Annotated in this window: 10 protein-coding genes; 4 read left to right on the top strand and 6 right to left on the bottom strand. The window is 72.5% G+C overall.

Annotated elements, in window-relative coordinates; genetic code table 11:
• Window positions 1-23: 23 nt before the first annotated feature.
• Window positions 24-1,469, bottom strand: coding sequence for a M6 family metallopeptidase (locus FNH09_RS22140; RefSeq protein WP_152890654.1), 1,446 nt, complete (start codon window positions 1,467-1,469; stop codon window positions 24-26).
• 218 nt (window positions 1,470-1,687) lie between these two features.
• Between FNH09_RS22140 and FNH09_RS22145 the strand changes: the two genes are divergently transcribed.
• Entirely contained in the window at window positions 1,688-1,951 is a 264-nt protein-coding gene (locus FNH09_RS22145; RefSeq protein WP_152890656.1) for a GlsB/YeaQ/YmgE family stress response membrane protein, read from the top strand.
• A 164-nt stretch (window positions 1,952-2,115) separates the two neighbouring features.
• On the top strand, window positions 2,116-2,997 hold the full coding sequence (locus FNH09_RS22150) for a GNAT family N-acetyltransferase (RefSeq protein ID WP_152890658.1): 882 nt from the start codon (window positions 2,116-2,118) through the stop codon (window positions 2,995-2,997).
• Between the two features lie 59 nt (window positions 2,998-3,056).
• Here FNH09_RS22150 and FNH09_RS22155 read toward each other — a convergent pair whose 3' ends face one another.
• The gene (locus FNH09_RS22155; protein WP_152890660.1) at window positions 3,057-3,851 is read right to left on the bottom strand and encodes a GNAT family N-acetyltransferase; all 795 of its coding nucleotides are present in this window, start codon (window positions 3,849-3,851) and stop codon (window positions 3,057-3,059) included.
• 159 nt (window positions 3,852-4,010) lie between these two features.
• On the opposite strand from FNH09_RS22155, the gene FNH09_RS22160 reads away from it, so the two are divergent.
• Window positions 4,011-4,493 (top strand): nucleoside deaminase, encoded by a 483-nt coding sequence (locus FNH09_RS22160; RefSeq protein WP_152890662.1) that lies wholly within the window; start codon window positions 4,011-4,013, stop codon window positions 4,491-4,493.
• 112 nt (window positions 4,494-4,605) lie between these two features.
• Here FNH09_RS22160 and FNH09_RS22165 read toward each other — a convergent pair whose 3' ends face one another.
• The gene (locus tag FNH09_RS22165; protein WP_274390255.1) at window positions 4,606-5,331 is read right to left on the bottom strand and encodes a chaplin; all 726 of its coding nucleotides are present in this window, start codon (window positions 5,329-5,331) and stop codon (window positions 4,606-4,608) included.
• Between the two features lie 336 nt (window positions 5,332-5,667).
• Here FNH09_RS22165 and FNH09_RS22170 point away from each other — a divergent pair, with 336 nt between their 5' ends.
• On the top strand, window positions 5,668-7,353 hold the full coding sequence (locus tag FNH09_RS22170; protein WP_152890667.1) for an alpha/beta hydrolase: 1,686 nt from the start codon (window positions 5,668-5,670) through the stop codon (window positions 7,351-7,353).
• Between the two features lie 9 nt (window positions 7,354-7,362).
• Here FNH09_RS22170 and FNH09_RS22175 read toward each other — a convergent pair whose 3' ends face one another.
• From FNH09_RS22175 to FNH09_RS22185, 3 genes are all read right to left on the bottom strand, one after another.
• Window positions 7,363-8,145 carry an alpha/beta fold hydrolase gene (locus tag FNH09_RS22175; protein WP_152890668.1) on the bottom strand — a complete coding sequence of 261 codons (783 nt, stop codon included), beginning with the start codon at window positions 8,143-8,145 and terminating at the stop codon, window positions 7,363-7,365.
• A gap of 83 nt (window positions 8,146-8,228) precedes the next feature.
• Window positions 8,229-9,365 (bottom strand): alpha/beta hydrolase, encoded by a 1,137-nt coding sequence (locus tag FNH09_RS22180; protein WP_152890670.1) that lies wholly within the window; start codon window positions 9,363-9,365, stop codon window positions 8,229-8,231.
• Window positions 9,362-11,314, bottom strand: a 1,953-nt coding sequence (locus FNH09_RS22185; protein WP_152890672.1) for an SDR family oxidoreductase, incomplete at its 5' end; no start/stop codon positions are given. The genes FNH09_RS22180 and FNH09_RS22185, both read right to left, overlap by 4 nt.

Raw genomic sequence — 11,314 nt, forward strand, 5'->3', positions numbered from 1 at the left:
GGGCCGGACCCGCGGGGTGGGCCTCAGCTGACGTTGAGCGCGGTGTCGTCGAGGACGAACGACGTCTGGAGGGTGGAGCCCTCGACGCCGGTGAACTTCAGGGTGACGGTCTGGCCGGCGTAGCTCGCCAGACTGAAGCTGCGCTGGGTGTAGCCGCTCGCGGCGTTCAGGTTGGAGTAGGTCGCCAGCGTGCTCAGGACGGTTCCGGAGCTGTTGAGGACCTGGACCTTGAGCGTGTCGTAGGCGGTGCTGGTGGTGGTCTCCGCCGTGTCGATGTGCAGATAGAAGCTGAGGGCGGCGGTGGTGCAGGCCGCGGGGATGGTCACCGACTGGGACAGGGTGTCGGTGGTGGCGCTCCCGTAGCCGTCCAGCCAGGCGTAGTACGAGCCCGTACGCGCCGACTGGCTGCTGGAGTTGGTGATGACGCCGCTGCTGGCGCTCCAGGTGGTGCTGCCCGACTCGAAGCCGTTGTTGCCGAGGAGCTGGGCGGCGGTGCAGGTGCCGGTGCCGCCACCGCCGGTGCTGCCCGAACCCGCCAGCCAGGCGGTGGCGTTGAGGGCGAGGGCCGCGTTGGTGGCGCCGGTGTCGTTCCAGCCGTCGTACAGGGTGTTGCCGGACTGGCCCGTCCCGTCGTCGATGGGCGAGCTGTCACCCCAGAAGGCGACGCGGCCGCTGCCGAAGGTGCTGGTCGCGAAGAACGCGCCGGTGTTGCCGGAGTAACCGGTGCGGTAGACCAGGCCCTTGACCGAGGAGTTGTCGGCGGGCTTGAGGGTGGCCGTGGTGCCGTCGGCGATCAGGCTCTTGGTGACCTTGCCGAAGGAGCCGTTCAGCACCGCGTTGGAGCTGTCGCTGATCGCGGTCGGGTAGTCCGAGCTGACGTCGAGCGTGTCGATGGAGAAGCCGAACGGGTCGGTGGAGTCGACACTGTTGTTCGTCATCAGGTCGTTGAGGATCTCCAACGCGTCGTAGCCGTCGCTGTTGCGGTCGGCGCCGGTGTGGTCGGAGATCATGAACAGCCCGCCGCCGTTCTTGACGAAGGTCATGATCGCCGTCTTCTCGGCGGTCGTGAACAGCGTGTTGGGCTCGGGCAGGACCAGCGTGTCGAAGTTCGCCAGGTCCGTCGCCGTGGAGCCGCCGTAGCTGAGGCTGGAGCCGGACGGCAGCGTCTTCAGGCTGTAGCTGCCGGTCTTCTGGAGGGCCACGCCCCAGGAGGACAGGGCGCCGGTCCAGGAGGTCTCCGACGTGGGGTTGGAGTTCTGGCCGAGCGGGTCGGGCTGACTGGTGGAGATGATCCAGTCGGCGTTCCCGGCCGTCTCGGCGTGGGCGTTGTCGAACAGGACGCGGTGCGTGGTGGCCGCGTGGGCCGGCGTCACGTCGGTGGTGACCTGAAGGGCGGCTGCCGTGACGAGCAGCCCGAGACCGGCGAGGCCGGTGGTGAGTCTGCGGCGGAACCTTCTGGATCCGAGCATCCGTCAAACCTCCGTGTGGGGTGGGGACATTGCGGGTGCGTGCGCCAACTCTGCGCGCGTAGAACGAAGGTGGGGGTATCTACACGCGTGGAACGCTTGAAAGGTACACGGCATCAAGGCCGGGGAACCATCAAGAGCGGGCAATAACCGGAAGGGACTGCACCCCGCCCCAGCGGGCAGATGCAGTGCAGCGAGGTCCGACTGAGAGGGGCGGAAAAATGGAGATCTCAAGCATCTTCAGTGCGATCGTCATCGGCATCATCATCGGCGTGCTCGGACGACTCGTCGTCCCGGGGCGCCAGCACATCGGCATCCTGTGGACGATCGCCGTGGGCATCCTGGCCGCTTTCGTCGGATCGGCGATCGCCTCCGCGTTCGGCGTGGCCGACACCAAGGGCGTCGACTGGATCGAGTGGCTCATCCAGATCGGCCTCGCCGCGGTCGGCGTGGCCGCGCTGGACCGGTCCCGGGCACGACGGTAGGGCCTGTCGCGGGGCAGACGGGAATCGTCGGACAGGCACTGAGGGCGGGCCGCGCACCAGGGCGGCCCGCGCGCCCGGCCGCCCGCAAATCCGTTGCGGGCGGCGCCCCGTCACGATTGGCTGCCATGGTCCGCCACCACCGCCCCGATCCTGACGGAGCCGTCTTGTCCCTGCGCATCACCCCGCTCACCGAGACCGAACCCGGGCCGTCGAGCCACCGGCTGGCCTGGCTGGCGTCCGGCCCCGCCGGAGAGCCGCTGGGCTCCGCATTCCTGCGCGTGTTCGACCGCGAGGAGCAGCGGCACCTCGCCGAACTGGAGCTCTCGGTGCACCCCGCCGAGCGGCGAGGCGGTGTGGGCACCCGGCTCCTGGACGTCGCGCTGGCCGCGGCCCGGGCGCAGGAGCGGCGCTCGGTGCTGGCCCAGGCCGAACAGGGCTCCCCCGCCGACCTGTTCCTGGCGGCACGGGGCTTTCGGCCCGTACTGTCCCTGATCTACGCGCGACTGCCGCTGACGGACGCCGACCTCCCCGCGCTCGACGCCCTCGCCGACCGCCCGTGTCCGGGTTACCGGCTGACGGAGTGGGACGGCACGGTGCCGGCCGCGCTGGCCCGGACGTACGCCGACGCCCGCCGGGCCATGGACGACATGCCGATGGGGGACACGGACCACGGCAGAGTCGTATGGGACGTGGACCGCCTGGTCGCGGCCGCCGAGGCGGTGGCGCGCCGCGGCGACCTGCTGCACACCGTCGCCGCGGTGGACACCGCGGACGGCTCCGTCGTCGGCTTCAGCGAACTGGTCGTCCCCGGCGACGGCCGGGGCGACGGACAGCACTACGGCACGGCGGTCCTCCCCGAGCACCGCGGCCGCGGCCTCGCCCGCCGGATGAAGGCGCTGTCGATCCGCCGGGCCCGCGAGCGGCACCCGGAGCTGGGCGGGCTGCTCACCGACACCGCCGACGGCAACGCGCCGATGCGCGCGGTCAACGAGGCGCTCGGCTACCTCCCGACGCACCGGTCGGTGGAGCACCGGCGCGATCTGTGAGGCGCGGGGCGCCCGGGTCACCCTGACCGGGGCGCCGCCGTCACCACGAGCGGGACGCCCTACGGCGCGTACTCGTACGGCGTCGTCGTGGTCAGTGGTGTGAAGCCGAGGCGTTCGAGGATGGGGCGGCTGTCGTCGGTGGCGTCGACCTGGAGGTAGCGGTAGCCGCGGTCGGCGGCGATGCGGGCGCGGTGGGCGATCAGCGCCCGGTAGATGCCCCGGCCCCGCCAGCTCTCCACGGTGCCGCCGCCCCACAGTCCGGCGAACGGCGTGCCGGGGACCAGTTCCATCCGGGCCGAGCTCACGGGCACGTCGCCGGCGAGGGCCACCACCCCGACGAGGGTGTCCGGGTCGGCGGTCAGCCGGGCCAGCATCCGGTGCCGCAGCCAGTCGCTGTCCACGCCGAAGGCCTGCTCGTTCGCCTCGGCCATCAGGCCCACTCCGACGGCGTCGGTGACCGGCAGCAGGCGGATCCCGGCGGGCGGCTCGACGTCGAGGGACAGCTTCGCCACCTCGGCGATCAGCAGCGTCTCGGTCGGCTCGGGCGTGAAGCCGGCCGCCTGGAGCCGTGCGCCGAGGTCGACCGGCAGATCGTGCCCGTAGATCTTCCACTCGAAGGTGAGGCCGAGGCCGGTGAAATGGGCGATCTGCTCGGCGATCGCCGCGTCGGCGCCGTCGGCGTCCAGGGCCGACCAGAGGATCCCGTTCCACTCCTGTGCGGAGGCGACCTGGCGGACCACCTGCCCCACGCGTTCGACGCGGGTGCCCGGACCGTCGGGGCGGGCCCCTTCGCGCATGACCCGGTCGTAGAGGGCGAGCAGCGCCTCGCGTTCCGCGTCGTCCGTACGGCTCATTCGGTCCGTCCCGTTCATGTGATCCACGCGCCGACCCAAGCATCCCGGAAGGGCTCGTTCAACATATTTACGGACGGCACGCCCTGCCCGTCGCACCGGGGACGGGCCTTCGGCATAGCCTGCGGCTTCGGATCAGGTGCCGAAGAAGAGGGGAATGTCATGGTGAAGGATGCCGAGCTGGCCCATCTGCGCCGTTGCGTGGAGCTGGCGGCCGAGGCGCTGGCGCAGGGCGACGAACCGTTCGGGTCGGTCCTGGTGGGCGCGGACGGCGCCGTGCTGGCGGAGGACCACAACCGGGTGGCCTCCGGTGACCGTACCCGGCATCCGGAGTTCGAGCTGGCGCGCTGGGCGGCCGCGCACCTGACCGTCGAGGAGCGGGCGGCGGCGACCGTCTACACGTCCGGCGAGCACTGCCCCATGTGCGCGGCCGCGCACGCCTGGGTGGGGCTCGGACGCATCGTGTACGTGGTGTCGTCGCGGCAGTTGGCCGGCTGGCTGGGCGAGTGGGGCGTGCCCGCTCCGCCGGTGCGGATGCTGCCGGTCGGCGAGATCGCCCCCGGGGTGGCCGTGGAGGGGCCGGTGGACGCCCTGGCCGACGAGGTACGCGCGCTGCACCGCCGCTTTCACGTCGGCGCCGTCTGACGGAGGACCCCGGCGGGGATCCTCCGTCGGGACCGGAGCCGTCCCGGCCCTGCGGTCAGCCTTCGCCGCCGCGGTCAGCCTTCGCCGCCGCGGTCGGTGTTCGCCCCTGCGGTCAGCGTTGCCGCTGCGGCCTGAAGCGCCGGTGGAGGGCGACACCGCCCAGCAGCAGGGCCGCACTGCCCGCGAGCGCCGGGAGGGTCTGGTCCGAACCCGTGTGGGCGAGGGAGGGGACCGTTTCTTCCATCGCGTGCGGCTCGGGCCGGGGCACCTGCTGCTCCTGGTGCTCCTTCGGCGGCACGACCGTCCGCCCCGGTGGCGGGTTCACGGGCCGGACGGGCTCGACGGGCGCCACGGGCTCGACGGGCTCGTCCGGCTGGTCCACCGAGGTGTTCGTGGACCTGTTGCCGAAGGCCGGGTTGCCGATGCCGACCACGTTCACCGAGTTGCCGCTGACGTTCACCGGGAGGTCCACGGGCAGCTGGAGGCCGTTGCCGGAGACGACCCCGGGCGAGCCCACCGCCGTGCCGTGCGCGTGCGCCCCGCCCGAGGTGCGCGCCCCGGTGACACCGGAGGTCGCGGACGTGCCCGAGGTGCCGGAGGTACCCGAGGTGCCGGAGGTACCCGACGTACCCGAGGTGACGGCCTTCGCCGAGTCCCTGTCGGCGCAGGCGCTGCCCGCCGCCGGGTTCAGCAGCCCCGCCACGTTCACGGTGTTCCCGCACACGTTCAGCGGCACGTGCACCGGAAGCTGAAGGGTGTTGCCGGAGATCACGCCGGGCGAACCGGCCGCGGAACCGTCCGCCGAGGATCCGGCGTACGCGGGAATCGTGACTGCCATCGCACCGGAGGCGGCGGCCACGGCGATCACACCGTTTCGCGCTACCCGTCTCATAGGTCTCCCTGCCTTCCACACATCGTCGCGGGCACTCACCCGCACCGGAGAGAACGCGGGTCGAACCGGAGTAGTTATGGCTGATCGGGCTTTCACCCCATCGGGTGGCACATATGTCGAACTGGCGGCAATACCGTCATACCGCCCATCGACATGGCACCGACGGGCACGGCGGCCGCGACGCCCGGACCAGCGGGATCACGTCCGGAGGCGCGGATTCCGGGCGCCGCCTATCGTGAGCGGGAAGAGCCCGGACCACAGTGGGGCGCGCTGGAGGCACTCATGCCGGCACAGCAGTCGACACGGCCCGCCCTGCGGCGCCGCGCACTCGTCACAGCCGTCGGGCTCACCCTGCTCGGCGGGGGCCTGCCGACGGCGGCCGCGGCCGACAGCGGGCCCGATCTCTCCCGGTTCCACCACCAGAAGATCACCTGGTCGCCGTGCCGGGGCAAGGACGTGCCCCGGGACCTGGAGTGCGGCAAGGTCACCGTCCCCCTCGACTACGCGAAGCCCGCCTCCGGCACCATCTCCCTGGCTCTGGCCCGCTACCGGGCGACCGGCAGGTCGCGCGGCTCGCTGCTGCTCAACTTCGGCGGTCCCGGGGGCTCCGGGGTCAGCGAACTGGCCCTCGGCGGCAAGGACTTCATGAGCCTGACCAACGGCTACGACGTGGTCTCCTTCGACCCCCGAGGCGTCGGCCGGTCCGCGCCCGTGACCTGCGGCGACGGACTGTACGGCGGCTCGGCGGGCGCGCAGGCCGGCACGGGGAACACCCTCGACGACCCGCAGGCCGTGCTCGGTCTGCTGCGCAAGGCGGCCCAGGCGTGCGCCCAGCACTCCGGACCCGTGCTGCGCCACATAGGCACGGTCGACGCCGCCCGGGACATGGACGTCATCCGCCAGGCACTCGGCGACAAGAAGCTCAACTATCTCGGGTTCTCCTACGGCACCCGGCTCGGCGCGGTGTACGCGGCCCGGTTCCCCGACCGGGTGGGCCGGATGGCGCTCGACGGGGTGGACACGCTGACCGAGCCGCTGGCCGAGCAAGGGGTGGCCGGCGCCGCGGGGCAGCAGGTGGCGCTGGACGACTTCGTCGACTGGTGCGTCCAGGACATCGCCTGCCCGTTCGGTCAGGACGCGCGCACGGCCGGGGAGCAGATCGTGCAGCTCGTCCGCTCCCTCGACGAGGAGCCGATGCCGACGGACTTCGGTGAGCAGTTCACCGGTCAGGACCTCGTCGCCGCCCTCAGTCAGGGCCTGTACAGCGAGAAGCTCTGGCCGCTGCTGGAACGGTCGCTGGCCGAGCTCGTCGAGGACGGCTCGACGGGCGGGATCATGCAGTTCGTCTCAGGCGGCAGCGCGCTCCCGGTCCCGGTCCCGCTGAAGGGCGGGCCCCCCGTCCGACAGCAGGACCTGCTCCCGTCCCGGCGGCCAACGGTGCTCCCGGTCCGACGGGAGAACATGCCGCCGCCGTCCGTGCCCCGGGCGGGCAGCGGCCTCGGCGACGAGGCCGACATCCCGGCCGACAACTTCGCGGCGGCACTCGTGGCGATCAACTGCGCGGACGACCCCGACCGCCCCGGCGCCGCACAGGTCACCAAGGACCTGAGCCGACTGCGCTCCGAGTACGACCAGGCGTCCCCGGTGTTCGGCGAGTACCGCCTCACCCAGGTGCTGATGTGCTACGGCCGCCCCAAGGGCACCGCCTACATCCGTGACGACGTCAAGAACCTCACCGGCCCGAAGATGCTCCTGGTCGGCACCCGCGGCGACCCGGCGACGCCGTACCGCTGGACCGTGGAGACGGCCAAGCGGCTCGGGTCGTCGGCCGTGGTGCTCGACAACAGGGGCGACGGCCATACCGGCTACACGTCCTCGAAGTGCGTGCACGGCAAGGTCGACGACTTCCTGCTGTACGGCTCCCTGCCGCCCAACGGCAGCTCCTGCGGCCCCGACGGGAACGACTGAGCTCGCCCGTCAGGCCGCCCGGACCGTCACGAACCGGTCGATCGCCGCGGTCAGTTCGGCGGGCTTCTCCACCGGGAGTTCATGCCCGGCGTCGATGATCCTGACCTCCGCGTCCGGGTAGGCCTTCGCCATCCGCAGCATCTGCTTGACCGGCAGCTGGATGTCGTGGAAGCCGTGGACCAGCAGGGTGGGCGTGCTGATCTCGCCGACCCGGTCCAGGACGTCGAAGGCGCGCATGGCGCCGTACAGCGTCATCACGACCTCGCGCGGGGTGCCCGCGGAGGAGCGCACGTACCGCTTGATCTCCTCGCGCGGGTAGCCGGGGGCGAACGCCCGCTGGATGTTGGTGGCGACGAACAGCTTGAAGGGGACCAGCGTCGAGGTCGCCATCAGCAGCCCGCGTCCCCGGCTGTACGTCATCCGGCTGATGGAGTTCACCAGCACCATCCGCTCGACCCGCTCGGGGTGGGCGAGGGTGATCGTCTGGGAGATCATCCCGCCCATGGAGTGGCCGATCAGCACACAGCGTTCGATCTTGAGGTGGTCGAGCAGGGCGAGCACGTCCCGCGCCAGCTCCTCGATCGTGCGCACCCCCGCCCCGCCGCTCTCGCCGTGCCCGCGCAGGTCGAGCCGGACCACCCGGCGCCGCTCGGCGAAGTGCGCCACCTGGTGGTCCCAGCGGTGCCGGTCGGCGGTCCAGCCGTGGATGAACACCAGGGGTACGCCGTCACCGTCGCGGGGGCCCTCGTCGTCGTACGTCAGGGCTGCGCCCTCGACTTCGAGCTGCGGCATGGGTGCCTCCTGGAGTGCGGTCCGGCCGGACCGGCCACCGACCGGTTACTGACCGGTACGGTAACCGGCCGCCCCCCGTCCCGTCACCGGCGTTCGCCGAGGAATTCCAGGATGTGACCGAACACGTCGAGCGCCGCGCCCCGGCCCAGGAACGGGTCCAGATGTCCGTAGCCGGGGATCTCGGTGTACGTCACGTCCAACTGCGGCTGCCTGCGGGCGAGTACGTCGTGGCAGAGCTTCTGCGAGTCGAGCCACAGCCCGTTCTCGCTGCCCGCCAGCAGCAGCACCGGGGTGTCGATGCGGCCGGCCGCGTCCAGCGCGTTGGGCGGCAGCGCCCGGTAGCGGTGGTCGGTGTCGTGCCAGCGGACCACGCTGCGGGCCAGCTCGATCCGCCGCAGATGGGGCAGGATCCACAGCGGCGCGGGACCGAACAGCTCGGCCAGCCGGTCGTGGGTGGTCCGCGAGAGGTTCCCGTGCACGAAGAGGGACGCGCCCGTGCCCCACGCCGAGTTGTGCAGCATCTGGCAGGTCGGGTCGGGGCAGCTCGCCCGACGCGAGGCCAGCGCGAACAGCGGGGTGTACTTCGAGCGCAGGCCGACCTTGCGGAAGTCGACGGGGATGTGGTCGATCCGGCCCTTCAGGAGCTCCCCGGCCACCGTCATCCGCAGCGAGGTGCGGCCCGCGAGCTTCGGTGTCAGGAACACCCCCTGGGAGACCACCCCGGCCAGGCCCGGCACCAGGCCCGCGCTCATGCTCAGCGACAGGGTGAGGGAGCCGATGCAGTGGGCGACCACGAACAGCGGCCGGTCGCCGATCCGGCCGCGGATGTACGAGACGGCCTCGGGGATGTCGTACAGGGCGACGTCGTCGTAGGTGTAGCGCTGCCCGGTCTCGTTGTACGGCAGCCGGCAGCTGCCCCGCCAGTCCAGCAGCCACGGCTCGTAGCCCTCGTCGAGCAGCACGTCGACCAGGTTGCGGGTCTCGGGCTGGAGGAACATGTCGGCGGACGCGGTGTGCCCGTGCAGGAGCAGCACGGCGGGCCGGCCGCTGTCGCCGGTCTCGACGCGGGTCAGGCCCAGCCGGACGCCGTCGGACGCCCGGAAGGGGATCTCCTCGACGGCCGCCGGACCCAGACGGTGGCGCAGGGGGCGTGGTGCGACGGTGGTACGGACCCGGCGCAGCGCGGGCCTGGTACCGGTGGTGGCGGTCCTGAAGATCATCGGTGCTGCTCCCTGGGGGTCGGGGTACGGCGCAGGTCGAGCAGTTCCGCGGCGGCCCTGGTGAACGGGCCGAGCAGCCCGCGGCCCATCTCCCGGCCGAACCAGGCGAGCCAGGTCAGCTTGGCGGCCCGCCCCTCCTGCTCGGTGAGGTGCGGGGCGACCCGGATGCCGTCGATCTGGTCGCGGACGTAGGAATCGGCGGGCACGACGACCTCGCCCACCAGCGCGGCCGGTCCGCCCTCGCGGCCGATCTCGACGCTCAGCGCCCGGGTCTGCCGCCACAGGTCGCGGCGGGCACGCGCGTACTTGTGGCCCTCCAGCCACCACGCTCCGCCGTCGGCGTCGATCAACCGCAACCGGTAGCGCAGGAGTTGGTGGCGCAGCCCGTGCTGGTGCGGGATGCCCTCCTCGGGCCGGACCCAGACGTCGCCGTGCTCCACGGTCAGCGGTTCGGGGTGCACGGCCGGGCACCGGACCTCGCCGGTGACGTCCATCCGGCGCTCGCCGACCAGTTGGTGCATACCGGCGATGGAGAGGGTGAGTGCCATGGAACAGGGGGTCGCGGCGCCGGTGTCGCCGCCGTCCCGGCGCGCGTCGCCGTCGGGGCCGTGGCGGTCGTCGCCCGCGCCTTCGGCCGGGCGCACCCCGCCCCGGGTGGTCTCGGTGAACCACAGGTAGGGCGGGTCGTCCTTCTGCGGGAGGCGGGCCAGACCGTCCGCGGCGAGGCTCTCGAACGTCCTCGCCTGCGCCCGTGCGTCGTAGCGGGCGGCGGGCGGCAGGTCCAGCGCGGCGACGAGCGCGGCGGTACGGTCGCCGGTCGCGGCCGGGCCCTGGAGGGTCGCCTCGCACAGCCTGAGGGCGGTGGGACTGCGCAACACGCGGTTCAGGAAGCCGAGTTCGGGGACCGGGTCGGCCTCCAGTCGGGCCAGGGCGTCGGTGCGCCACTCGCCCCAGTCCCGGACGCGCACATGCATCCCGCCGAGCGCCATGTCGCGTACGACGTCGTCCAGGGTGTTGGGCACGCCGGTGAGGTTGTAGTCGAAGCCCCAGGCGTCCGGCTCGCAGACGACGGCGACCGCGACCCGGCTGACCCAGTCCACCGGCGCCGCGTTCAGGCAGCGGAAGGCGGGGACCGTGCGGAAGCGGCCGAAGGCAGAGATCAGGCCGCTGCTGAGGTCCTGCGGGTTGTGGGCGCCGGTGCGGGTGTGGCCGCCGATGCCGCCGGGGCGCAGGGCCGAGACCACCAGGCCGTGGTCGCGGGCGCGGCGCAGCGCGACCTCGGCGGCCCACTTGGACTGGTCGTAGCCCGCGACGAGACGGTCCACGTGGGCGAGCGGGTCGTCCTCGCCCATGGAGGTGATGCCGACCTCGTTGAAGACGGCGATGGAGGAGATGTGGTGCAGCGGCTTGGGCCTGCCGGTCGCGGCCAGTTCGGCCAGGGTCAGCGCGCCGAGCACGTTGCTGCCGCGCAGCGACGGGTAGCCGCGCAGGAAGTCCACGGCCGCCGCCACGCCGACGACGGCGTCCAGCTCGTGGGCGAGGGTGTGCCACAGCTCCTCGGACAGGCCCAGGCGCGGACGGCGGATGTCGCCGGGCAGCACGGTGATCCGCCGCCGTACCTCCGCCGACCAGGGCAGCCGGTAGCGGCGCAGCTGCGCCGCGAGCCGCTCGACGGCCGCCGCCTCGTCGGGTGCGCGGACCAGGCAGTGGACGTGCGCGTCGCTGTGCCGCAGCAGGTCCAGCAGCATGTGGCTGCCGAGGAAGCCGGTGGCCCCGGTCAGCAGGATCCGGCGCGGCGGCAGCGGCTCGGGCACGTCGACGAACGGCAGCCGGTCGGCGAGCGCGAGATCGGCCAGGATCTGGTCGAGATCCTCGCGCCGGGCCCTGGTGTGGGGGACGGCGGGCGAGGAGGCGACGGTGGACGGCGGGGCGGGAACCGCCACGCGGGC

The sequence above is a fragment of the Streptomyces adustus genome, assembly GCF_009377175.1.
Taxonomy (GTDB): Bacteria; Actinomycetota; Actinomycetes; order Streptomycetales; family Streptomycetaceae; genus Streptomyces; species Streptomyces adustus.